Origin of the sequence: Vibrio nitrifigilis (assembly GCF_015686695.1) — a bacterium.
GTDB classification, from domain to species: domain Bacteria; phylum Pseudomonadota; class Gammaproteobacteria; order Enterobacterales; family Vibrionaceae; genus Vibrio; species Vibrio nitrifigilis.
This window is the reverse complement of the sequence record NZ_JADPMR010000003.1, coordinates 301,018-324,154: the sequence shown is the minus strand read 5'-3', so window position 1 is coordinate 324,154 and position 23,137 is coordinate 301,018. Positions and strand designations below refer to the sequence as shown.

23 protein-coding genes are annotated in these 23,137 nt (G+C 43.7%); 15 read left to right on the top strand and 8 right to left on the bottom strand.

Features of this window, described 5'->3' with window-relative positions; translation table 11 throughout:
- Positions 1–106: 106 nt before the first annotated feature.
- From pckA to hslR, 3 genes are all read right to left on the bottom strand, one after another.
- On the bottom strand, positions 107–1,735 hold the full coding sequence (gene pckA / locus I1A42_RS15440) for a phosphoenolpyruvate carboxykinase (ATP) (protein ID WP_161157253.1): 1,629 nt from the start codon (positions 1,733–1,735) through the stop codon (positions 107–109).
- A gap of 334 nt (positions 1,736–2,069) precedes the next feature.
- Positions 2,070–2,948, bottom strand: a complete 879-nt coding sequence (hslO, locus tag I1A42_RS15435; RefSeq protein WP_161157252.1) for an Hsp33 family molecular chaperone HslO — start codon at positions 2,946–2,948, stop codon at positions 2,070–2,072.
- Between the two features lie 18 nt (positions 2,949–2,966).
- Positions 2,967–3,353, bottom strand: coding sequence for a ribosome-associated heat shock protein Hsp15 (hslR, locus tag I1A42_RS15430; RefSeq protein ID WP_161157251.1), 387 nt, complete (start codon positions 3,351–3,353; stop codon positions 2,967–2,969).
- Positions 3,354–3,564: 211 nt separating this feature from the next.
- Here hslR and gspC point away from each other — a divergent pair, with 211 nt between their 5' ends.
- Genes gspC through I1A42_RS15370 form a run of 12 tightly spaced genes read left to right on the top strand, consistent with a single transcriptional unit; the run spans position 3,565 to position 14,865 of the window.
- Complete coding sequence (gene gspC / locus I1A42_RS15425) at positions 3,565–4,470, top strand: type II secretion system protein GspC (protein WP_196123975.1); 906 nt, start codon at positions 3,565–3,567, stop codon at positions 4,468–4,470.
- Between the two features lie 28 nt (positions 4,471–4,498).
- Entirely contained in the window at positions 4,499–6,520 is a 2,022-nt protein-coding gene (gene gspD / locus I1A42_RS15420; RefSeq protein ID WP_196123974.1) for a type II secretion system secretin GspD, read from the top strand.
- Complete coding sequence (gene gspE / locus I1A42_RS15415; protein ID WP_161157248.1) at positions 6,520–8,031, top strand: type II secretion system ATPase GspE; 1,512 nt, start codon at positions 6,520–6,522, stop codon at positions 8,029–8,031. Before gspD ends, gspE begins: the two co-directional genes overlap by 1 nt.
- Positions 8,031–9,254: a type II secretion system inner membrane protein GspF gene (gene gspF, locus I1A42_RS15410; RefSeq protein WP_161157247.1), complete on the top strand. Its 1,224-nt coding sequence runs from the start codon at positions 8,031–8,033 to the stop codon at positions 9,252–9,254. Before gspE ends, gspF begins: the two co-directional genes overlap by 1 nt.
- A gap of 41 nt (positions 9,255–9,295) precedes the next feature.
- Positions 9,296–9,742, top strand: a complete 447-nt coding sequence (gspG, locus tag I1A42_RS15405; protein WP_161157246.1) for a type II secretion system major pseudopilin GspG — start codon at positions 9,296–9,298, stop codon at positions 9,740–9,742.
- Positions 9,702–10,388 carry a prepilin-type N-terminal cleavage/methylation domain-containing protein gene (locus I1A42_RS15400; protein WP_230389535.1) on the top strand — a complete coding sequence of 229 codons (687 nt, stop codon included), beginning with the start codon at positions 9,702–9,704 and terminating at the stop codon, positions 10,386–10,388. The genes gspG and I1A42_RS15400 overlap by 41 nt, the downstream gene beginning before the upstream one ends.
- Positions 10,385–10,741 (top strand): type II secretion system minor pseudopilin GspI, encoded by a 357-nt coding sequence (gene gspI / locus I1A42_RS15395; protein WP_161157245.1) that lies wholly within the window; start codon positions 10,385–10,387, stop codon positions 10,739–10,741. Before I1A42_RS15400 ends, gspI begins: the two co-directional genes overlap by 4 nt.
- Positions 10,728–11,396 (top strand): type II secretion system minor pseudopilin GspJ, encoded by a 669-nt coding sequence (gene gspJ / locus I1A42_RS15390; protein ID WP_196123973.1) that lies wholly within the window; start codon positions 10,728–10,730, stop codon positions 11,394–11,396. Before gspI ends, gspJ begins: the two co-directional genes overlap by 14 nt.
- Positions 11,383–12,399 (top strand): type II secretion system minor pseudopilin GspK, encoded by a 1,017-nt coding sequence (gspK, locus tag I1A42_RS15385; protein ID WP_196123972.1) that lies wholly within the window; start codon positions 11,383–11,385, stop codon positions 12,397–12,399. Before gspJ ends, gspK begins: the two co-directional genes overlap by 14 nt.
- Complete coding sequence (gene gspL, locus I1A42_RS15380) at positions 12,368–13,582, top strand: type II secretion system protein GspL (RefSeq protein WP_196123971.1); 1,215 nt, start codon at positions 12,368–12,370, stop codon at positions 13,580–13,582. The genes gspK and gspL overlap by 32 nt, the downstream gene beginning before the upstream one ends.
- Before the next feature lie 13 nt (positions 13,583–13,595).
- Positions 13,596–14,105: a type II secretion system protein M gene (locus I1A42_RS15375; RefSeq protein ID WP_196123970.1), complete on the top strand. Its 510-nt coding sequence runs from the start codon at positions 13,596–13,598 to the stop codon at positions 14,103–14,105.
- 1 nt (position 14,106) lies between these two features.
- Complete coding sequence (locus tag I1A42_RS15370) at positions 14,107–14,865, top strand: type II secretion system protein N (RefSeq protein WP_329604833.1); 759 nt, start codon at positions 14,107–14,109, stop codon at positions 14,863–14,865.
- Between the two features lie 55 nt (positions 14,866–14,920).
- Here I1A42_RS15370 and cysQ read toward each other — a convergent pair whose 3' ends face one another.
- The 4 genes from cysQ to I1A42_RS15350 form a co-directional block, all read right to left on the bottom strand.
- Positions 14,921–15,754, bottom strand: coding sequence for a 3'(2'),5'-bisphosphate nucleotidase CysQ (gene cysQ, locus I1A42_RS15365; RefSeq protein ID WP_196123968.1), 834 nt, complete (start codon positions 15,752–15,754; stop codon positions 14,921–14,923).
- Between the two features lie 21 nt (positions 15,755–15,775).
- Entirely contained in the window at positions 15,776–16,339 is a 564-nt protein-coding gene (nudE, locus tag I1A42_RS15360; protein WP_161157238.1) for an ADP compounds hydrolase NudE, read from the bottom strand.
- An 84-nt stretch (positions 16,340–16,423) separates the two neighbouring features.
- Positions 16,424–17,011, bottom strand: a complete 588-nt coding sequence (gene nfuA / locus I1A42_RS15355) for a Fe-S biogenesis protein NfuA (protein ID WP_161157237.1) — start codon at positions 17,009–17,011, stop codon at positions 16,424–16,426.
- Positions 17,012–17,105: 94 nt separating this feature from the next.
- Positions 17,106–17,786 (bottom strand): ComF family protein, encoded by a 681-nt coding sequence (locus tag I1A42_RS15350; protein WP_196123967.1) that lies wholly within the window; start codon positions 17,784–17,786, stop codon positions 17,106–17,108.
- 145 nt (positions 17,787–17,931) lie between these two features.
- Here I1A42_RS15350 and bioH point away from each other — a divergent pair, with 145 nt between their 5' ends.
- Positions 17,932–18,705 (top strand): pimeloyl-ACP methyl ester esterase BioH, encoded by a 774-nt coding sequence (gene bioH / locus I1A42_RS15345; protein WP_196123966.1) that lies wholly within the window; start codon positions 17,932–17,934, stop codon positions 18,703–18,705.
- Between the two features lie 111 nt (positions 18,706–18,816).
- On the top strand, positions 18,817–19,293 hold the full coding sequence (locus tag I1A42_RS15340) for an ATP-dependent Lon protease (protein ID WP_161157234.1): 477 nt from the start codon (positions 18,817–18,819) through the stop codon (positions 19,291–19,293).
- A 108-nt stretch (positions 19,294–19,401) separates the two neighbouring features.
- On the opposite strand, the gene I1A42_RS15335 is transcribed toward I1A42_RS15340, so the two are convergent.
- Positions 19,402–21,717 (bottom strand): Tex family protein, encoded by a 2,316-nt coding sequence (locus tag I1A42_RS15335; protein WP_196123965.1) that lies wholly within the window; start codon positions 21,715–21,717, stop codon positions 19,402–19,404.
- Positions 21,718–22,034: 317 nt separating this feature from the next.
- Here I1A42_RS15335 and I1A42_RS15330 point away from each other — a divergent pair, with 317 nt between their 5' ends.
- On the top strand, positions 22,035–23,126 hold the full coding sequence (locus I1A42_RS15330) for a GGDEF domain-containing protein (RefSeq protein ID WP_161157232.1): 1,092 nt from the start codon (positions 22,035–22,037) through the stop codon (positions 23,124–23,126).
- The last annotated feature ends 11 nt before the right edge of the window (positions 23,127–23,137 follow it).

The window sequence follows — 23,137 nt, the reverse complement described above, 5'->3', positions numbered from 1 at the left end:
AAATAAGAGCTAACAGAGTGGAGCAAATTGCTCTTCTATTCAACAAAAAAAGCGAAAAAAGCCCTCAAGAAGAGGGCTTATGTATGACTGAGTTGGCGTTAGACTACTAATCTAGCTGAGGTCCCGCACTTACCAATGCTTTACCTTCTGCATTATCAGTATATTTATCAAAGTTATTGATAAAGCGTTCTGCAAGGTCTTTCGCTTTGCTTTCCCATTGTAGTGGGTCGACGTACGTTTCACGTGGATCAAGAATTTCTGGATTCACATCATGCAGTGCTTTAGGTACTTCTAGGTTGAAGATTGGAATGTGTTTAGTTTCTGCTTCTTCAATAGAACCATCCAAAATTGCATCAATAATAGCGCGAGTATCTTTGATGGAAATACGTTTACCCGTACCATTCCAGCCGGTGTTCACCAAATATGCTTGAGCCCCAGCCGCTTGCATACGTTTCACTAGCACTTCTGCGTACTGAGTCGGATGCAGTGTTAGGAATGCAGCCCCAAAACACGCAGAGAAAGTTGGTGTTGGCTCAGTGATACCTCGTTCAGTACCTGCCAATTTAGCAGTAAAGCCAGACAGGAAGTGGTACTTAGTTTGCTCTGGCGTTAACTTTGATACAGGAGGCAATACGCCAAATGCATCTGCAGATAAGAAGATGACTTTTGTCGCATGACCACCTTTAGAGATGGGTTTGACGATATTATCGATGTGGTAAATAGGATAAGACACGCGAGTATTTTCTGTCTTAGAGCCATCATCAAAGTCAATTGAACCATCTTTACGAACCGTCACATTCTCTAATAGAGCATCACGACGAATGGCGTTATAAATATCTGGTTCAGCTTCTTTAGACAGTTTGATGGTTTTTGCATAGCAGCCGCCTTCAAAGTTGAATACGCCGTCATCGTCCCACCCATGTTCGTCATCACCGATCAATGCACGTTTAGGATCTGTCGATAGCGTCGTTTTACCTGTACCTGAAAGGCCAAAGAACACTGCAACATCACCATTTTGTCCTCGGTTAGCCGAGCAGTGCATAGATGCGATGCCTTTTAACGGCAGGAAGTAGTTCATCATGGCGAACATACCTTTTTTCATTTCTCCGCCGTACCAAGTACCACCGATCAGTTGCATTTTCTCGGTAAGATTGAATACAGTGAAGTTTTCTGAATTAAGGCCCTGTTTTTGCCAATCTGGGTTAGTGCATTTAGCGCCGTTCATTACCACAAAGTCAGGTTCAAAAGAGGCAAGCTCTTCATCTGACGGGCGAATGAACATGTTTTTTACGAAGTGTGCCTGCCAAGCGACTTCAGTAATAAAACGAACTTGAAGTCGAGTATCAGCATTTGCACCACAGTAACCATCGACAACGAACAAGCGTTTACCTGATAGTTGCTTACCAACTAATGTTTTGAGCTCGTTCCAAACTGTCTGAGTGATGGGTTTGTTATCGTTCTTTGCTTGCTCAGATGTCCACCATAGAGTGTCTTCTGTCGTTGCGTCTTTAACGATAAATTTATCTTTTGGTGAGCGGCCGGTGAAGATCCCCGTATCCACTGCCACAGCTCCTAGCTCTGTGACAACTCCTTTCTCGTAGCCTTCCAAATCCGGTCGAGTTTCCTCGTCAAACAGAACTTGGTAACTCGGGTTACGTAACACCTCTGTTACACCAGTAATACCGTATTGGGTAAGATCTAAGTTCGCAGCCTTTGTATGTTCCATAATGGTCATAGGTGCTCCTTTTTTAGGATTTTGTAGGGTTTTTTAAATAATTAATAGTTGTTGTTTGCTCACCATGCTAGCAATTGCGGGGAGATAAAACCGAGTTTTTGCTCAAAATTTGAACAAAAGCAAATTGTCCGCGAAGCCCCGCCTAGCCTTAAGCTAAACCATTCTACATTGCAGACAAACGATTGCACCATAGGTAATGTATTAATATTTTGTAAAAAATAAGTGATGAGAGGTGAAGTAGAATTTTATGCTGTTTAATGGGGTAGGATCACAAAAAAAGCCAGTGAAAAACTGGCTTTTTAGTAAAAAACTTGTACTTACTAGGTAGCGCAAATTAATGCAAGTTGTTGCTTTGTTGTTGATTTGCGTCTGTGTATAGCTGAGCAACCTCATCTTCGTTAAAGGAGTAGGTTGTACCACAGTAATCACAGTGTAGAGAAACGTGACCTTCTTCTTTTAAGATCTGTTGGATTTCATTACGGTCAACAGTGATGATTGCCGCCGCACTTCGTTCACGCGAACATCCACAATGGAAAGTGACATCTTTCGGTTCAAATACTTGAACTTTCTCTTGGTTATATAGACGGTAAAGCACTTCTTGAGCATCTAGGCTAAACAACTCATCATTCTTAATGGTGTCAGTTAATTGTTCTAGACGGTCAAAATCTTCAGGTTCACCGGTGCCATCTGGCATAACTTGCAGTAGTAAGCCTGCTGCATGTGGTTTACCTTCATATTCGCCAACACGAATCCACATACGTGTTTTCAGCTGCTCTGAGCGAGCGAAGTAGCCTTCGAGCACGTCAGACATAGTTTCACCTTCTAGGCCAACGACACCTTGGTAGCGCTCACCTTCTTTTGGTTCAATGGTGATGACTAAGTAGCCTTTACCCATAAGTTCATGCAAGCCAGCATCTGCAGCTATGTTTCCATCCCAGCGAGCGACGCCGCGAATTTTGTGTTGGTTATCACCATTAATAACAGCAAGAGAGACTGGACCATCACCTTGTAGCTGCAGTGTGATGGAGCCTTCAAACTTTAAGGTCGCTGTAAGTAATGATGTTGCTACCGCTAACTCACCAAGCAGGTGTTTGATTGGTGCTGGGTATTCCTTACCGGAAATGATTTCCTGATACGTTTCGTCCAGTTGTACCAGTTCGCCACGTACTGATAATTCTTCAAAAAGGTAGCGATTTAACATGTTGTTTGCCATTGAGGAAACTCCGGCTTTCTATTGGTGTTTAAATTTAATAATGTCACGACGTTGCTTTTTGTCTGGACGTTTGTCTGGACTAGGATTATGGGCGTGTAGCTTGCGAGCAAGTGCATTACGTTCGCGCTTCTCGATGCTTTCGCTTGTCTCTTGGTATAGCGTTTGCGCTTCAGGAGCACCACGTCGCTGTTCCGAGATCTTTTCGATGGTTACTGTTTTTTCTTCATAACCAAGCCTTAAGGTGATCGTTGCCCCAAGTTCGACAATTTTACTCGGCTTACTGCGTTGCCCATTATAGTGGACTTTGCCCCCGTCGACCATATTCCGTGCAATTGAGCGTGTTTTGTAAAATCTTGCAGCCCATAGCCATTTATCGAGCCTGACCGCATCAGAATTGGAACTCATGTTGGCAAATTACCTCTAATATAGTTTTATTGCGTTCATTGCTGGTTACAATGGCGGCAGCGAGAGCTGTTTTCAAGCGCTACGCATAATTAATCGGACAACATGAATGTGTCATTGCCCTATGTTATATTGTTGCGCATTATAATGCCTTGAAATTAGGGGCTCAATTGTCATCAACTCACTTAGAAGGATACCGTACGCCGTGGAGCGGATGAAGTTTAACTGGCAGTTTTCCCCTCGAATCAATGGGATGGTGTCGTTCCTTAAAACTAATCATTGGCAACAGCCATGCAGCTTTTTGCTATCTATTATTTTGCTGGCCAGCTGTGCTTGGATTTTAGGGAAAACCGTATGGTTAGTCCCTAAAGAGAGTAAGGCCATTCCAACTTGGGCTGCGGCTCACGTTGTAGTGAGTAAAAACGACACCAGTATTGATATTGATGGTCTGAAAAAGGCAGACTTGTTCGGCCATTATACCCCGAGTAAAAATACCGTAAGTGAGACGGTAAAAGTAGATGCGCCAAAGACTCGTTTAAATTTGATTTTGGTTGGGGTGGTATCTAGCTCGGATGTTCATCAAAGTTTAGCGGTTATCTCTCATCAAGGATCGCAAGATACTTATGGGATTGATGAAGTTATCGATGGTACTCGAGTTAAACTAAAAGCCGTTTTAGCAGATCGCGTCATTATTAATAATGAAGGGCGTGATGAGACATTAATGCTCGATGGCCTAGATTATACCAAGCCGACGTTTAATCCCACTCAACCGAAGCCTGAAGTGGTAATGGCTACGCCGACTCAAGCTGAGCAAGCGAAACTTGAAGATATTCGTCACCAGGTTAAGCGAGATCCTCGGGTCTTGATGAAGTATATCCAATTAACGATGCTCAAAAATGACGGTAAAGTGACTGGTTATCGCTTAACTCCTGGCTCCGATGGAACTTTGTTTAGTTCCGTTGGTTTAAGAGAAGGGGATATCGCTGTCAATGTGAATGGCATCGACTTAACAGATACTGGCGCCTTACCTAAAGTGTTAGCGACCTTATCAAATACGAAAGAAATTAATCTGACAGTGAAGCGCGATGAACAATTACATGACATCCGCATTCAACTGTAACCTGATGCATCAAGTCTAGGAGTACTCAGTGAAGCATTGGCTTAAAAAGAGCACGTGGCTTATGGCCGCCTCGTTAGTGCTGTCTCCCTGCGCATGGGCAAATGAGTTCAGTGCGAGTTTTAAAGGAACAGACATTCAAGAATTTATCAACATAGTGGGTCGTAATTTAGATAAAACCATTATTGTTGACCCTTCCGTACGTGGGAAAATCGACGTACGCAGTTACGATACTCTAGACGAAAAACAGTACTACAGCTTTTTCCTAAATGTACTTCAAGTGTATGGTTTTGCGGTTGTTCCTATGGATAACGGCGTGCTGAAAGTGGTTAAATCGAAAGATGCAAAAACCGCCGCTGTACCTGTGCTCGGTGATAATGATCGTGCATCAGGCGATAGCGTTATTACACAAGTGGTATCGGTAAAAAACGTTTCTGTAAGAGAATTATCCCCTTTGTTGCGTCAGCTCATTGATAATGCTGGCGCAGGTAACGTTGTTCATTATGATCCTGCGAACATCATTTTGCTTACTGGACGTGCTGCGGTTGTGAATCGTTTGGCAGATATCATTCATCGAGTTGACCAAGCAGGCGACAAAGATGTTGATGTTGTTGAACTGAAAAATGCCTCTGCTTCTGAAATGGTACGAATCGTAGAAGCTCTTAGTAAAAGTAATGACTCTAAAAATACCCCAGAGTTTTTGCAACCTAAATTTGTCGCCGATGAGCGTACTAATTCCATCTTAATTTCTGGTGACCCTAAAGTTCGCAAACGCATGAAAAAGCTCATCCAAAAAATGGATGTAGAAATGGCGGTGAAAGGAAACAGCCGAGTTGTTTACCTTAAATATGCGAAAGCTGAAGATCTTGTTGATGTTCTTAAAGGCGTGTCGGATAGCATGCTTAAGAGCAAAAAAGGGACGAAAGAGAGTGGTGGAGCACAAAACAGCAACGTCATTATCTCTGCGCATAAACAGACAAACTCTCTGATTATTAGCGCGCCAAAAGATGTCATGCAATCCCTACTGAATATCGTTAAGCAATTAGATATACGTCGTGCTCAGGTATTGATTGAGGCGTTGATTGTTGAGATGTCTGAAAGTGATGGGATGAGCTTGGGTGTTCAATGGGGCTCATTAGAGAGTGGCTCGGTTATACAATACAGTAACAGTAGTAGCTCCATTGGTAATGTGATGGTCGGCTTGGAAGAAGCTAAGGATCAAACCAGTACCAGTTATTATTACGATAATAGTGGTGTTCGCCACTCTTACGACACGACCGAATCAGGCGACTACGATACGCTAGCTTCTGCGCTTTCAAGTGTGAACGGTGCTGCGGTGAGTATCATGATGGGTGATTGGACTGCGTTATTAAATGCCGTGTCAAGCGACTCCAATACCAACATTCTTTCATCGCCAAGTATTACCGTAATGGATAATGGTGAAGCGTCATTCATCGTGGGTGAAGAAGTGCCTGTTATCACTGGTTCTAGTACCGGCTCCGACAATTCCAACCCATTCCAGACCGTTGATCGTAAAGAAGTAGGTATCAAACTGAAAGTCGTCCCTCAGATTAATGAAGGTGACTCAGTTCAATTGCACATTGAACAAGAAGTTTCTAACGTGCTTGGTGCCAGTGGCGCGGTAGACATTCGTTTCGGTAAACGTCAGTTGAATACCTCTGTCATGGTTAAAGATGGCCAGATGTTGGTTCTTGGTGGCTTGATGGATGAACGTACTGCTGAAAGCGAGTCAAAAGTTCCACTACTTGGTGATATTCCAATCATTGGGCAATTATTCCGCTCAACTAGTACGGAAACTGAGAAGAAGAACTTGATGGTATTTATTAAACCAACAATTATTCGCAACGGTGTGACCGCTGATGGTTTAACTCAACGTAAGTACAATTACATTCGAGCAGAGCAGTTATACAAAGCTCAGAAAGGACTGAAATTGCTGGATAGCGGCAATATTCCTGTACTACCTAAATTCGGTGATGATCGTCGCCATGCTGCCGAAATTCAGTCGTTTATTGATCAGATGGAAGAAGAATAATGAATGTAGTCTTATCGGAAGAGGTCGAGCAACCGACGTTACGCCGATTGCCGTTCAGTTTCGCAAACCGATTTAAAGTCGTCCTTGAGTGGGAAGACGATTTCTCGCAATGCCATATCTATTATGTGCCGCCGATTGCTATGGCGGCCATAATGGAAGTGAAACGTGTGGCTAAAACATCGTTCAAGCTCCATGCCGTTTCTGAATCTGAGTTTGAAAGTAAGCTGACTGTGGTTTACCAACGTGACTCTTCTGAGGCTCGTCAATTAATGCAAGATATTGGCGTAGACAGTGATGACTTTTTTTCATTGGCAGAAGAGTTGCCTCAAAATGAAGATCTTCTGGAGTCAGAAGATGATGCCCCAATCATTAAGTTAATTAATGCGATGTTGGGGGAAGCGATAAAAGAGAACGCTTCTGATGTCCATATAGAAACGTTTGAAAAATCGTTATCGATCCGTTTTCGTGTGGATGGGGTATTACGTGAAGTGCTTGAACCAAGCCGCAAATTGGCACCTTTATTGGTGTCGCGCGTTAAGGTGATGGCGAAGCTCGATATCGCGGAAAAACGCGTTCCGCAGGATGGTCGTATTTCGTTACGTATTGGCGGTCGAGCTGTCGATGTGCGTGTATCAACAATGCCATCGTCTCACGGCGAACGTGTGGTAATGCGTTTACTGGATAAGAACGCCACCCAGCTAGATCTTTACAGCTTGGGAATGAACGATAAGGTTCACAAGCGTTTCCAACAATTAATTGCTCGTCCCCACGGGATTATCTTGGTAACCGGTCCAACTGGTTCAGGTAAATCCACCACGTTATACGCAGGCTTACAAGAACTAAATAGTATTGAGCGCAATATCTTAACCGTTGAAGATCCTATCGAATTTGATATTGAGGGCATTGGTCAAACCCAAGTAAATCCAAAAGTGGATATGACCTTTGCTCGTGGTCTGCGTGCCATTTTGCGTCAAGATCCAGATGTTGTTATGGTCGGCGAAATTCGTGACTTGGAAACGGCGCAAATCGCAGTACAAGCTTCTTTAACTGGTCACTTAGTGATGTCAACTTTGCACACGAATACCGCCATTGGTGCCATTACTCGTTTGCGGGATATGGGCATTGAACCATTTTTGATTTCTTCTTCATTATTAGGGGTACTGGCGCAACGTCTGGTGCGCACTTTGTGTCCACATTGTCGTGAAGCTTATAGCGCGAATGAAGAGCAGAAAAAGTTATTTGATTTAACGCCGGATGATGAGTTAACGCTTTTCCGCCCTACAGGTTGTGAGCATTGTAATCACAAAGGTTATCATGGCCGTACTGGTATTCATGAATTACTGCTGGTGGATGAATCCGTTCAGGCTTTAATTCATAGTGAATCAGGTGAACAAGCCATCGAGCATGCGATTCGTGGTCATACTCCAAGTATTCGTCAAGATGGTCTCGAAAAATGTCGTTTAGGTGTGACTTCTCTTGAAGAAGTGATGCGTGTGACTCGGGAGTCATAATGGCGGCATTTGATTATAAGGCTTTAGATAGTAAAGGTCGGCAGAAGAAAGGCGTCATTGAGGGAGATAATGCCCGTCAGGTGCGCCAACGTCTAAAAGATCAAGGGCTTGTCCCCGTCGAAGTGAATGAAAATACGGGTAAGAAAAATAAAGAGTCACAAGGTTCGGCTCTCACTTTTCAGCGCGGGATTAGCACACCTGATTTAGCATTGATTACGCGTCAGCTCTCAACATTAGTTCAGTCGGGGATGCCGTTAGAAGAGTGCTTACGCGCGGTCTCAGAGCAGTCTGAAAAACCGCGTATCCGTTCTATGATGGCTGCGGTTCGTTCCAAAGTTACAGAAGGTTACACACTCTCCGACAGTTTAGGTGATTACCCGCACATCTTTGATGAACTGTTTCGTTCTATGGTATCGGCTGGAGAAAAATCAGGCCATCTGGATGCGGTGCTTGAGCGCTTGGCTGATTACGCAGAAAACCGACAAAAGATGCGTTCTAAATTACTCCAAGCGATGATTTACCCCATCGTGCTGGTTGTGTTTGCTGTGTGTATTGTGTCGTTTTTGTTGGCGGCCGTTGTCCCTAAAATTGTGGGGCAATTTGTTCAAATGAACCAAAAGCTGCCGGAATCAACGCAGTTTTTGTTATCAGCGAGTGATTTTGTACAGCATTGGGGCATCCAATTGTTGTGTGTGTTTTTGCTGATGATATATATCAGTCGTCGTTTACTACGTAATCCGCAGTTACGCATGAAGTGGGATGAAAAAGTTATCCACCTTCCTTTAATCGGGAAGATCGCTCGTGGGTTAAATACATCACGCTTTGCCCGAACATTGGCAATATGTACTTCTAGTGCAATTCCTATTCTGGATGGGATGCGCGTTGCGGTTGATGTCATGACAAATCAGTTTGTGAAACAAAAAGTATTAGTTGCCGCAGAGAGTGTCCGGGAAGGGGCCAGTTTGCGTAGGTCGTTAGAGCAAACCAAACTTTTCCCCCCAATGATGCTACATATGATTGCCAGTGGTGAGCAGAGTGGTGAACTTGAATCCATGTTGACCCGCGCCGCTGATAACCAGGATGATAACTTCGAATCTGCAGTGAATATTGCTTTAGGGATTTTTACTCCGGCACTTATCGCTTTGATGGCTGGTTTAGTTCTGTTTATCGTGATGGCAACTCTGATGCCAATTTTAGAAATGAATAATTTAGTGAGTCAGTAACAAATTTGGAATCGCCAAAATTTGTGTTTTATGGAGTAGTTATGAAAAGAAATGCAGCGGCTAAGCAGTCAGGCTTTACCTTGCTAGAAGTGATGGTTGTCGTAGTTATTTTAGGTATTTTGGCTAGTGTCGTCGTACCTAACTTACTAGGTAACAAAGAAAAGGCTGACCAGCAAAAAGCTATTACTGATATTGTCGCGTTAGAAAATGCGTTAGATATGTACAAACTAGACAACAGTGTTTACCCAACCACAGACCAAGGTTTAGAGGCATTGGTGAAAAAACCAAGTAGCCCGGAACCTCGTAACTATCGTGATGGTGGTTATATTAAACGTTTACCTAACGACCCATGGGGTAATGCATACCAATACCTAAGCCCAGGTGATAAAGGAACGATTGATGTCTTCACTTTAGGTGCAGATGGTCAAGAAGGTGGTGAAGGTATCAATGCGGATATCGGCAACTGGAACATTCAAGATTATCAATAATTCATTAGGGCGGGGATATCCCGCCCGCACTCAATTTATGAAGTTAGCTCGCGGATTTACCCTTATTGAAATTATGCTCGTTCTCGTGCTACTTGCTCTGAGTTCGGTAGCGGTAATTTCAACACTTCCCACCAGTAAGAATCATTTAGCAGAAGATACGGCCCGATCTATTTATGAACGGTTACAACTGATTAATGAGGAAGCGGTGCTATCTGGCGTAGATTACGGTTTACGGGTAGAGCAAAAGCAGAATCCACCAACGCTGACTTTTATGCAGTTAGGGGAAAAAGGATGGCATGAAGTTAAACGTCACTCTTTTAATGCTGAAACTAAAATTGATAAGCGGTTAATGGTTGATTTCCAAGCAGGCGGCACGACATGGGAGAAGGATGATGATCGTCTGTTTAAAAAAGATGACTCTCTATTCGATGACCAAATGTTTGGCAACGAAAAAGACAAAAAGAAAAAGCCACAGCCTCCGCAAATTTTTATTCTTTCCAATGGTGAAACGACACCTATGGTGCTGAGCTTGTATCTTCATGATCTCAGTGATGACGATGCATGGCATATAGTCGTACAAGATAATGGTGAAATTTTGTTAAAAGCTCCCGGAGAAGAAATAACTCAAGGGGATAAGGCAAAATGAAACGAATAAAACGAGGTTTTACCTTACTAGAAGTTTTAGTGGCTTTGGCCATATTTGCCACGGCAGCGATTAGTGTGATGCGATCAGTCAGTCAGCACATTAATACCCTGAATTATCTAGAAGAAAAAATGTTTGCTTCGATGGTGGCTGATAACCAAATGGCGCGAGTGATGCTTGCTCCAACGAGTTTATCTGCTCGGGAAGGAAAATCAAAAATGGCTGGACGTGAGTGGTATTGGAAAATCAAACCAGTCAAAACAGGCACTGGAACATTAAAAGCATTTGATGTTTCTGTTGCAACCAGTGATAAATCAAGTTCAATCATTACGGTACGTAGCTATGTGGCGCAATAACGGTATAAAAAATGCCGCACGTCGTCAGGTGAAAGGCTTTACCCTAATTGAAGTATTGGTTGCGATGGCTATTTTCGCTGCGATGAGTATTGCGGCCTATCAGGTGTTGAATCAGGTTCAACGTAGCAATGAAATCTCTCAAGAACGTACGACTAGAGTTAATGAATTACAACGTGCGTTAGTGATTATGGATTCCGACTTTCGCCAAATGGTACCACGTAAGTTTCGTACCAGTGGCAAAGGTGTTGGCGACTACTATATGGAATGGCAAGATTATCTTTTAGATTCTGATTCTAAAGGAATCATGTTCATTCGTGATGGCTGGGCGAATCCGCAAGAGCAGTTTCCGCGCGGTAATTTAGCCAAAGTGGGTTATCGCCTTAAAGATAAAACGTTAGAGCGTGTTTGGTGGCATTATCCAGATACGACTGTCGGCGAGCAACCCGTTTCTCGACCACTTCTTACTGGTGTTGAAAGTTGGTCTATGCGTTTTTACGTTAAAAACAAATGGACCTCAGAGTGGGAAGAAACAGAGTTGTTGCCTCAGGCGATAGAGGTCACCATACAGCTACAGGATTACGGTAAGATCTCGCGAATATATTTAATTGCAGGTCCAAAGGCGTCTGATGCGGAGGCTGAAGATGACAGCGAATAAACCGCAACGAGGAGTCGCCTTAATTGTCGTCCTACTGATTCTAGCGATTATGGTTTCCATTGCTGCGACGATGTCTGAACGGATGTTTGCTCAGTTTCAGCGTGCGAGTCATCAGGTCAATTATCAGCAAGCGTATTGGTATAGCGTTGGCGTAGAAAATCTTGCCATGGCGTTATTGAAGCAGACTCGAAAGCAAGACAAAGATATTATTAATTTAAGTCAACCATGGGCGATTAAAGAGCGGACATTACCGCTCGATTACGGCCAAGTCTCAGGGACAATGATCGACAAACAAGCCTGTTTTAACTTGAATGCTTTTAATGGATTAGACACTTCATCTGAGAGTTCAACACCTTATGTTAAACAGGTATTTGAAAATTTATTGACGAACTTTAAAGTTGATTCGGCGACGGCTGAGATTATTGCTGATTCTACTTATGAGTTTATCGATAGTAACGATACCGTGAGTTCAACGTACGGGGTGGAAGACAGTTATTATGATTCGCTATCACCAGCCTATTTGCCACCGAATGGGTTAATGGCAGTACCAAGCGAATTGCGAGCTGTTCAGCAGGTGAGTGCTGATTTAATGACAAAATTAAAGCCTTACCTTTGCGCAATTCCTGTAACGGATTGGCAAGTGAATATTAACACGCTTTCTGAGAAACAAGCGTTATTGCTGGTGGCCATGTTTAGCCCTAATTTAAGTTTGCAAAATGCTCAGGCAGTAATAAAAAAACGCCCGAAAAAAGGGTGGGAAAGTGTCTCTGATTTTATGGCGGAACCGCAAATTGCCGCCATTTCGAGTACGGTCCGCAGTAAAGCTCAAGGTTATTTGGTTGTTGATAGCCAGTATTTTGAATTAGATGCACAAATCACGGTGGATAATTCCCGAGTGAGGGTTCGCAGCCTGATTTTTAGTGAAGATAAAGATAATGCAACGGTCATTCGCCGTCGCTATGGAGGAATCAGTGAGCGAATTTCTGACCGTTCGTCTGAGTAGTCAAAAACAAGCCCCTATTTCATGGCTAGTATGGTCCACTGATCAGCAAGATGTTATTGCTAGTGGTGAACTCGCAGGTTGGCATGAGCTCGAAGAGCTGACTGACTATGCAGCGCAACGTACGACGATACTGTTATTGTCTGCCAGTGATTTAATATTGACCGATGTGGAGGTTCCACCAGGAGGCTCTCGTCAATTTGAAAGCATGTTGCCTTATTTGCTAGAAGACGATATCGCTCAAGATGTTGATGATGTGCATTTTTCAGTGCTGAGTAAGCGTGATGGTATTGCCTATATTGCTGGTATTGATCGCGGATGGTTTACCTATTGTTTAACGAAATTTGCTGAAATTGGCATTGAAATTAAACGCGTTATGCCAGACGTATTAGCTCTACCACAAGCGGATACCCCACTCACAGCGGCGCAGATTGGTCCACAATGGCTGATACGTAAAGGGGATTGGCACGGTATTGTCATGGAAAGTGACTGGCTGCCTGTATTAGTCGAATCTGATTGGGTTAAAGCGGAACAATCCCCCTTAGCTCTGACATCTTATACTGAGTTACCGACGTTACCTTTAGATGAAGATCAACATTGGTCTGTCAAGCCTAATGAAATGGTGATGAAGCTGCTAGCTCAAGAAGCTTGCCAGTCGCGTATGACATTGCTTTCCGGCCCATTTAAAACGAAATCTTCATGGTTAAAGCATTGGCATACATGGCGTTTACCGACTTATTCGGCATTGGCCTTAATCGTCGTCACTATGGTGTATAGCGCATTTGAGGCGAATCGTTTTGAACAGCAGGCGCAAGCCTATCATCAAGAAAGTGAACGCATTTTTAGAACTATTTTCCCCAATAAGCGCCGCATTCCTACGGTCAGTTATCTCAAGCGGGAAATGCAAGGTGAACTCCAGTTACTTTCTGGGAGCGGTGGCAGTGATACTGTGTTGAACTGGTTACAAGTTCTGCCAGAGTCATTGAAATCTGTTAAAGATATGAAGATTCAAAGCCTTAAATATGATGGTGATAAAGGTGAATTACGCGTAGAAGCCACGAGCAAAGATTTTCCTAGTTTTGAAAAAGCGCGGGTTCAATTATCTGAACAATTTAATGTCCAGCAAGGTCAGCTAAGTAAAGATGGTGATACTGTGTTGGGTTCGTTTGTTTTGAAAGCGAAATAGAAGGGGGGACGCGATGAAAAACATAATTGGCCCACTTCAGGCTCAACTAAAGCTGTGGTGGCGAAGCATTACACCACGTGAACAAAGATTGGTACTTATTGGTGGCATTTGTATTGTTATCGGTGTGATTTACTGGGGTATTCTTGCACCATTACAGCAACGTATTGACCAATCACAGTTACGAATTAATAGTGAAAAGCAACTTTTGAGCTGGGTTTCTCACAAAGCAAATCAAATCACCGCTCTGCGTAAGCAAGGTGGCATGACTCAGCAGCGTTTGCCTTTAAACCAAGTGATCGCCACTTCAACCCGTGATTTTGGAATTGAGCTAATCCGTGTTCAACCTCGTGATGAGGATGGTATGCAAGTTTGGATTCAGCCATTACCTTTCACAAAATTGCTCGATTGGGTGAAATTTTTGCAGGAAAATCAGGGGATCACGGTGCAACATTTAGATGTTGATCGTGGCGCTCAGCCAGGAGTGGTCGAAGTTAAACGCCTACAGCTTAAGAGAGGTGCATAAGGTGAAAAAGAAAATTAGCCTCATCGCTCTGGTTGTTGTGGTATTTATTGTTAGCGTCGTTGTGCACCTACCAGCAACGGTGACACTGAATCATGCTCCACTGCCACGACAATTAAAAATGGATGGTGTTTCTGGTACGTTATGGAACGGCCGAGCAGCTCAGGTTCATTGGCTTAATTATGATTTGGGCAGTGTTTCTTGGGAGTTACATTTAACAGCGCTTGTCACAGGCAAATTAGAAGTAGCAACGCGTTTTGGTCGTGGTAGTTCAATGAATGTGCATGGTCGAGGTGTCGTTGGTACCAGTATGAGCGGACCGTATGCGAAAACGCTATTGGTGTCTGCGCCAGCTGCAGAGTTAGTTGAATTGAGTCGTCGCCCAGTTCCTGTTGGTGTGAGTGGGCAAGTGGAATTGATGGTGCGAGATTATCAGTATGCTCAACCATGGTGTAAAGAGGCACAAGGTACATTATCTTGGTCTAATAGTGCAATCAGTAGCCCTGTGGGAAATCTGCAATTAGGACCTGTTATTACGGATATTACCTGTAAAGACAGTGTTATAGATGCGAAAGGTAAGCAAAATAATGCCCAAGTGAGCAGTGAGTTTACTGCGACACTAAAGCCGAATCATCAATATCACACCACGGCTTGGTTTAAACCCGGTAGTGAATTCCCTAATGAATTAGGGAAGTTATTAAGTCAGTTACCCGACCCTGATGCTCGAGGTCGATACCACTTCAATTATGATGGGCATTTCTAAAGCCCAGTAAAAAGGGGTATTCATAAATGAATGCCCCTAGTAAGTCACACTAAAATTACCGTTCATTTTTAATCTGTAGGATTTCATCCCAAGGTAAATTGGGATCGCCTAAGACGATAAAATTAGGATTCTCTAAGGTTTCTCGTTCGTTATAAGAGAGAGGGGAGAGTTGAGTGCTGAGTATATTACCGCCTGCTTCTTCGACGATACATTGTGTCGCGGCAGTATCCCATTCTCCAGTTGGCCCTAGGCGTAAGTAACAATCGACGGCTCCTTCAGCAACTAAACATGCTTTAAGTGCCGCTGATCCGAGCGGAACTAACTCATAATTCCATGCCGAACTTAATTGACTGGTAATACGATTAATATCTTGGCGGCGGCTTATGGCAATGGCTATCGATGGATGAACAAGTTCGTGCTTGAGTGTATTAATGCGAATATGCTCACTCATATCGGGAATTTTCCATGCGCCTTTGCCCTTGTATGCGTAATAAGTGACACCAGAAACAGGGCCGTATACCACACCCATTGTGGGTTGATTATGTTCTACTAGAGCAATAACTGTGGCGAAATCACCACTACGCGCAATGAACTCCTGAGTGCCATCAAGAGGGTCTACCAACCAATAACGTTCCCACGTTTCACGAGTTTCTAAACTGATATTTGCGGCTTCTTCAGATAATACAGGAATATCTGGTGTTAATTCTCTGAGACGCTCAGTAACCAACTTATGGGCAGCTAAATCAGCACTTGTCACTGGAGTATGGTCGGCTTTAGTAAACGCGTCGTAAGACTTATTTTCGTAGATGTCGAGAATCATTTGTCCTGCTGCACGAGCGATGGAAATGACATCGGGAATTAAATGAGATAAATCTTTCGCTGTTGGCATACGTAATTAGGTCCTATTTCATTATTCCTCAATATTACTCTTATTGAAGTGGCGTAGTGTTAACATTAACGCCGTAATGCTGCGTGCTTCGCTGAAATCTAAATGATTGAGGAGCTCATCCGCTTGGGCAAGTGGCCAACGAACAATTTCGAGGGGCTCTGGTTCATCACCTTCCAGTTTCTCTGAGTATAGATCCTGAGCAATAAACAGTGTCATACGACTGGAAAAATACGACGGAGCTAAAATCACTTCTTTAAGTGGTATGAGGTTTGTCGCGCCAAAACCTATTTCTTCTTTAAGTTCACGTACTGCCGCTTGTTCTGGAGTTTCACCGGGGTCGATTAACCCTTTAGGAAAACCAAGCTCATAGTTTTCTGTACCAGCAGCGTATTCTTGAACTAGCAGAATATCTCCATCGGCAGTAATAGGAACCATCATTACCGCATTGCGGCCACTAGGAGCCATTCTTTCATAAGTTCGTTGTACACCATTTGAAAAACTCAGATCCAATGATTCAATAGAAAATAGCCGAGACTTAGCGACTGTTTGTATAGAAAGAATCTTTGGCGGTTGTTTAATTGGCATACTGCGACTCCTAACTTAAAAATGTACTTTGCCAGCATAAACAAAAAAGCTGATGCATTGCATCAGCTTTTTGTCTAATTGCGGTTAGTAGTATGAGTGATCACCGCGATCATGTTCAGTTGAATCTCTAACGGCAGTTAATTCTCCGGCAAAGGTTTCAAGCAACTGTTTTTCGATACCGTCTTTGAGAGTCACGTCTACCATCGAACAACCGTTACAGCCACCACCAAACTGAATTATAGCTACGCCATCATCAGTCAGCTCTATCAGTTGAATGTGACCACCGTGGCCAGCAAGCTGCGGGTTAACTTGTGTTTGGATAACGTACTCTAAGCGTTCCATTAGAGGAGCGTCATCAGAGACTTTACGCATTTTTGCATTAGGTGCTTTAAGCGTCAGTTGTGATCCCATTTTGTCTGTAACAAAGTCAATCACTGCATCTTCAAGAAAAGGTAGGCTAAGCTCGTCGACATAGGCAGAAAAACCACTAAACGGAATTTCGCTATCGGTCGCTTCAACGGCTTCTGGCGGGCAGTAAGAGACACCACATTCCGCATTTTGTGTACCTGGGTTAACCACGAATACGCGGATGTTAGTGCCTTCTGGCTGTTGTCCAAGTAACTTCGCAAAGTGCTCTTGGGCTGATTCTGTAATAGTAATTGTATTTGACACGACGAATACCTGAGTAAATTTGTAGGCTATTAATAATCATTTTACTCCTGTGTTCTACATGATCCAGTCCTTTTTACGCAAGGATTGTTTCCGATCAAGGTTCGCTTGTGGTTGGTGTTCGGCATAAACAATAAATATCAATTCGTTTCACACCTAAACGATAGAGCATGCGAGCAAGATGCTCAACGGTGCTTCCTGTCGTTACCACATCATCGATAATCGCCACATGGGAGTGATGGTTAGGATACGCCGAGTTGATCATAAAGGCATTACGTAAATTGCTTTGGCGTTCTGAACGAGTCAGCCCTTGTTGCTGAATCGTCGCTCTGGTGCGTATAAATAGCCCGGGCCAATATTCAATATTTAAAGAATGAGAGAGTGCTCTGGCGAGCAAATCACTTTGATTAAAGCCACGCCATACATACCGTTGCCAATGTAAAGGCACCGATGTGATAAGTGGTGCGGGATCACTAATATGAGGAATAAGCAACTCAGCGAGTGGTTTAGATTGCCAAAATTGGCGTCGATATTTGAATTGATGGATAAGTTGGCTCAGAGGATATTGATAATGACCAATACAACACAATCGTTCCCATTGTGGAGGTGATGCTAAGCATTCACCACAAAGATCAGTTGGCTCTAGAGTCGGTAACCCGCATCGTTGGCACCTAGGTTCAAACGAAAAATGTTTTAAACACGCATCACAATACCGAGAGTGCGTGTTGTTTAATGAAAGTGAACATAAATGACACAGGGGAGAGGTAAAGCGAGTCATGTTTTTTTTCCGTTAATCCTATAACATAACGAAATAACGTTAGGCGCACGGAAACTAAACTTCGGTGACGCTAACGAAAATTACCACACCAGTATGGCTTAGCGGTAAGAGGGGAAAGGATGAAAAAAGTCGGAGAAAACGAGGAATGAGTTCAGAGTTATATTGGCAAGTTACGGGAACCGGACAAAATATCGTTTTACTTCATGGGTGGGGTATGAATGGTGCAGTATGGCAGCAGAGTGCTGATGAGCTTAGCCAATATTGTCGTGTGCATGTGGTTGATTTACCCGGTTATGGCTACAGCTCTGAACGTGTTGAATTAGAGTTAGATACCATAGCAAAAGCCATACTAGAACAAGCGCCTAAAGATGCTATTTGGGTTGGTTGGTCGCTAGGGGGGCTCGTCGCTTCTCATATTGCACTTCACTATTCAGGTTATGTTCGACAACTTGCTACGGTTGCCTCTTCACCTAAATTTGCCGCCCAAAGACCTTGGCGTGGTATTCAACCACAAGTGTTAGATAACTTTACCGAACAATTGACCGAAGATTTTCATGGCACAATAGAGCGCTTCATGGCTTTGCAGGCAATGGGGAGCCCTTCAGCGCGTAAAGACGTGAAGGTATTAAAACAATCGGTTTTGTCTCGCCCTAGCCCTAATCCTCAGGCGCTTTTGGCAGGGCTAAAATTATTAGCAAATGTTGATTTGCGCCAAGCGTTAACGGAAATTACGGTTCCATTTCTAAGAATGTATGGAAGACTGGATGGTTTAGTGCCAATAAAAGTCTCAGAAATGTTGGATAATCAATACCCTAAAAGCCGAAGTGTGATTTTCTCCCAATCTTCCCATGCTCCGTTTATGACCGAACCAGACGCCTTTTGTAGTGAACTCGTCGACTTTATGCATAATGGCCAATAAATATGGCAAAAGCGCTAAGTATTTTCCTCCGGTGGCCGATATATACCGTAACTCGATAAAAATGCGTTCAGCATGACAATTGGGTAGGGCGATACTGAGGAGGTATCAGCTATGATCGTGTCACCGACAAACGTCAATGTGCCACTCATCGCCCCATCAGTGAATGTGCAAACGGAGCAGGTCGCTCGAGATAATAAAGTCAGAGAGCCAGTTGTACCTGCAGAAGAGCTCGCAAGGTCTAACGCTGAGCGGCAAATTAAAGAAGATGAGAAACGGCGTAGACACTCGTCATGGGATCCTTCCGAGCACCCTGGGTATGAAGCGGATGAGCAATCAGAAGCGGAACTCACGCGTGAACGTGAAGAGGAGACCAAAACAGAGTTAAATCGTCTGTTTGAACTGCTAGCTCTTTCTTCTTATAGTGCCTCTCAAGGTAAAGGCTATGCGATGCGCTTTCGTTTGCCCAGGCGTATCATTGATGCGGTAATCAATGAGGGCAAAATGGCTCGAAGGCGGACAGTAATTAAATTTCATTACGGTCACGCTGTGGCACCCAATACGCCATCCGATGTGATTGCAGTCTTGTAGTAATGCTAACCAAATTTCTGCCACATTTGGTCGCTAAGACGCATCAACAAAAATCCCCACGTGGATGCGTGGGGATTTTTCTTTTTAACTCATTCTAATGGAGAGTTTTTAGCGTTTTGCTTTCGCAAAAGCGGCGGCAAATGCCCCACTCATTGCACCACCAGAGGTGTCCTCATTGCGGCGCTGGCGAGGTTGTGATTTCTTGCTTGGTGCCGGACTAGTGCGACCTTGGCTGCGATTATCTTGGCCAGGTTCATCGTTTAATCGCATTGATAAACCAATACGCTTACGTTGTACGTCTATTTCCATCACTTTGACTTTAACGATATCGCCTGCTTTGACGACTTCCCGAGGATCAGAAACAAAGCGGTCCGTTAAGGCAGAAATATGAACCAAACCATCTTGGTGCACACCAATATCAACGAATGCGCCAAAGTTAGCCACGTTCGACACTACACCTTCTAGTATCATTCCGGGCTCTAAATCAGAGACTTCGGTAATGCCATCGGCAAAGGTTGCGGTTTTAAACTCTGGACGTGGATCTCGGCCGGGTTTGTCGAGTTCTTTGATGATATCGGTAATCGTTGGTACACCGAAATTTTCATTAGTGTAATCGACCGCATTAAGATTGCGTAAGAACTCGCTATTACCAATCAGGGTTTTGACGGCTTGATTGTTGTGTTCAGCAATATTTTTCACGACAGGATAGGCTTCAGGGTGTACCGCGGATGCATCCAATGGGTTTTTACCATCCATAATGCGCAAGAAACCCGCACATTGTTCAAATGCTTTAGGCCCCAAGCGAGCCACCTTTTTCAGTTCACTGCGTGAGTTAAAACGACCATTCTCATCGCGGTAGTTAACGATGTTCTGTGCGAGATTCGTTGATAGGCCTGCCACACGAGTTAATAAGGCGGGTGATGCGGTATTGAGATCAACCCCAACCGCGTTTACACAGTCTTCGACAACGGCATCAAGACGTTTGGAAAGAAGTGATTGGCTTACATCGTGCTGATATTGGCCAACACCGATTGACTTAGGATCGATTTTCACCAGCTCAGCCAGTGGGTCCTGCAAGCGGCGTGCAATTGACACGGCCCCACGTAACGATACATCCATATCTGGAAATTCATTCGCGGCTAATTCAGAAGCGGAATAAACCGATGCACCAGCTTCGCTTACGGTTACTTTCTGAATATTGAGGCCGGCTTGCTTCAATAAATCAGCAGTGAAAGCATCGGTTTCTCGAGAGGCGGTACCATTACCAATCGCTATTAAGTCCACATTGAACTGTTTGATTAAACGAGCAACAGACTGCATTGCTTTGTCATACTGTTTTTGTGGTGGATGAGGGTAGATGGTATCTGTCGCCAGCACTTTACCGGTTGCATCAACCACAGCGACTTTACAACCGGTACGTAACCCAGGATCGAGCCCCAAGGTTGCTTTAGGCCCAGCAGGTGCTGCCATTAACAAGTCTTTTAGGTTGGTGGCAAATACGTCAATGGCTTCAATTTCAGCACGCTCTTTCATTGCGCTCATCAATTCAGTTTCCATGTGCATGGAGACTTTAATGCGCCATGCCCAACTGATGACCTGTTTTCTCCAGTTATCTGCTGGGGCTTCACTAAGATGGATATGATAATGCTCTGCAATCAAGGTTTCACAGTAAGATTGGCGCACAGACTCTTCTTGGCCTGGGTCGGCATTTAAGTTTAGCGAAAGAAATCCTTCATTACGGCCACGTAACATTGCTAATGCTCGGTGAGAAGGCACTTTAGCAATTGGCTCGTGATGTTCGAAGTAGTCTTTGAATTTCTCACCTTCTTGCTCTTTACCGGTAATTACCCGTGATACCAGTTCACCATTGCGAGTCAAATATTGGCGAATGGTTTCTAACAGGTTTGCATCTTCAGCAATACGTTCCATGATGATCGCTCGCGCTCCGTCGAGAGCGGCTTTAGTATCATCAATATTATGTTCGCTATTTAGGTAATTTTGCGCTTCGGTTTCTGGATCCGTTTGTGGATGGTTCCATAAAGTGTCTGCAAGAGGCTCTAGTCCGGCCTCAATCGCTATTTGACCTTTTGTGCGGCGTTTAGGCTTATAGGGCAGGTAGAGATCTTCAAGACGTGTTTTACTGTCGGCATCGAGAATCTCTTTATTCAGTTCTGGGGTTAATTTCCCTTGATCTTCTATCGACTTTAAAATCGTTTGGCGACGTTCATCCAGCTCCCGTAAATAAGATAAACGACTATCTAAATTACGTAGCTGGGTATCATCAAGTCCCCCAGTGACTTCTTTACGGTAGCGCGCGATAAAAGGAACGGTGTTGCCGTCATCAATCAGTTTTACGGCAGCGATAACTTGCTCAGAACGCACATTCAGTTCTTGAGCAATCATATGACAGATAGCTTGGCTCATCCGTGGGACTCTTCATTAGTAATTTATGAGAGTATTTATGGGGGTTTCTAGCCGCTTTTTCTAGGGGGCTAAATAGACAGGGCAGCATTTTGTGTCTTATCGCGCAGTTTTTTTCCCCTTTGCAAAAGTTTTACATGCGACATGAAACTTTTTGTCTCAAAAGTGCACTCATATGACTTATTTATGAGAAAAAAAATCAAAAGTGAACAATAAATCAGCTAGTTAACAATCAATTACTGCAAATATGAGTATAATGCGCGGCCTTAACGAACAAATGCTACTTTTTTAACCAGTAACTATAGTCAGCGACGCTCTTTATGGAAAATTTGGTACCTCACAACAACGACAACGCACCAATGTCTCCGGTTCTATTCCGTCGTTTGCTTCTTTTCGCTATGTTCTGTTTTTCAGCGATTTGGCTTATTGATGAATGGGGTGGTGTTATAGCGAACTTTGAGCGCTGGTCCTATCCGGCTTGCATCGCTTTGTTTGCTGGGCTCTATTTTCTCAGTTTCACCCAGAGGCTCACCGAAAAAACATTACACTTTAGCGCGTATATCATTGTTGCGTCTTATCTTATTCTTACCAGTATCTGGCATCACATGGGAACCAACGGCATGTTTTCTAATGCCGCGCAGTGGTTAGGGTTAAATTATGTGATTGCCTATCTATTTTTAGAAGTGCGTAGAGCCGTACCAACGACAGTCGTGGTGTATGTTATTACTATCGTCGGGCACTTCTGGGCGTTAAGACAATACAATAGTTTTGATGACACCATGAGTGTGGTTCTAAAAATCGGATTAGCTCATTTAGCTTATGTTGTTTTGCTCGGTACCGCATTAAAACTGCGTATTGATAACTACAGCCATAAGGCTCGTGCTTGTGCTTTGGAATATTACATTAAGGTTGATCCATTAACGAATTTGCTTAATCGACGTGGCATTGAAAGTGCAATTGAAGAGAAAGATCTGGAGCGAGTCTATTATCGTCATCATTACGCTATTTTGATTTTGGATATTGACCACTTCAAACGGGTAAACGATGAATTAGGCCATCTGATGGGGGATGACGTTTTAGTTAAAGTTGCCAATACTCTTTTATCGGTTACCTGTGAACACGATATTGTTGGGCGTTGGGGCGGCGAAGAGTTCCTCATTGTCTCTCATAGCACCTCTCAACGTGAGGTTATGCAATTAGCAGAGAAGATTCGTCATTCGATTTCGACGATTAGCATTGACGATGTCCCTCCGATTACAGTCAGCATTGGTGTTAGTTTTAGTGAAGAAGCTCCAACCTTTATTCAATGTCTTGATATCGCTGATAACAACCTTTATTGCGCAAAACATGGCGGCCGTAACCAAGTTGTCGCTAGTCCTCACTTCGAACTCTCACCGATCTTTGCTTCCTAATCCTCAGTAAC

Bases quoted from the DNA above. Each gene is read 5' to 3' on its own strand.
- pckA (WP_161157253.1), bottom strand. From the start codon at position 1,735: ATGACCATTATGGAACATACAAAGGCTGCGAACTTAGATCTTACCCAA.
- hslO (WP_161157252.1), bottom strand. From the start codon at position 2,948: ATGGCAAACAACATGTTAAATCGCTACCTTTTTGAAGAATTATCAGTA.
- hslR (WP_161157251.1), bottom strand. From the start codon at position 3,353: ATGAGTTCCAATTCTGATGCGGTCAGGCTCGATAAATGGCTATGGGCT.
- gspC (WP_196123975.1), top strand. From the start codon at position 3,565: ATGAAGTTTAACTGGCAGTTTTCCCCTCGAATCAATGGGATGGTGTCG.
- gspE (WP_161157248.1), top strand. From the start codon at position 6,520: ATGAATGTAGTCTTATCGGAAGAGGTCGAGCAACCGACGTTACGCCGA.
- gspF (WP_161157247.1), top strand. From the start codon at position 8,031: ATGGCGGCATTTGATTATAAGGCTTTAGATAGTAAAGGTCGGCAGAAG.
- gspG (WP_161157246.1), top strand. From the start codon at position 9,296: ATGAAAAGAAATGCAGCGGCTAAGCAGTCAGGCTTTACCTTGCTAGAA.
- I1A42_RS15400 (WP_230389535.1), top strand. From the start codon at position 9,702: ATGCGGATATCGGCAACTGGAACATTCAAGATTATCAATAATTCATTA.
- gspI (WP_161157245.1), top strand. From the start codon at position 10,385: ATGAAACGAATAAAACGAGGTTTTACCTTACTAGAAGTTTTAGTGGCT.
- gspJ (WP_196123973.1), top strand. From the start codon at position 10,728: ATGTGGCGCAATAACGGTATAAAAAATGCCGCACGTCGTCAGGTGAAA.
- gspK (WP_196123972.1), top strand. From the start codon at position 11,383: ATGACAGCGAATAAACCGCAACGAGGAGTCGCCTTAATTGTCGTCCTA.
- I1A42_RS15375 (WP_196123970.1), top strand. From the start codon at position 13,596: ATGAAAAACATAATTGGCCCACTTCAGGCTCAACTAAAGCTGTGGTGG.
- cysQ (WP_196123968.1), bottom strand. From the start codon at position 15,754: ATGCCAACAGCGAAAGATTTATCTCATTTAATTCCCGATGTCATTTCC.
- nudE (WP_161157238.1), bottom strand. From the start codon at position 16,339: ATGCCAATTAAACAACCGCCAAAGATTCTTTCTATACAAACAGTCGCT.
- I1A42_RS15350 (WP_196123967.1), bottom strand. From the start codon at position 17,786: ATGACTCGCTTTACCTCTCCCCTGTGTCATTTATGTTCACTTTCATTA.
- bioH (WP_196123966.1), top strand. From the start codon at position 17,932: ATGAGTTCAGAGTTATATTGGCAAGTTACGGGAACCGGACAAAATATC.
- I1A42_RS15340 (WP_161157234.1), top strand. From the start codon at position 18,817: ATGATCGTGTCACCGACAAACGTCAATGTGCCACTCATCGCCCCATCA.
- I1A42_RS15335 (WP_196123965.1), bottom strand. From the start codon at position 21,717: ATGAGCCAAGCTATCTGTCATATGATTGCTCAAGAACTGAATGTGCGT.
- I1A42_RS15330 (WP_161157232.1), top strand. From the start codon at position 22,035: ATGGAAAATTTGGTACCTCACAACAACGACAACGCACCAATGTCTCCG.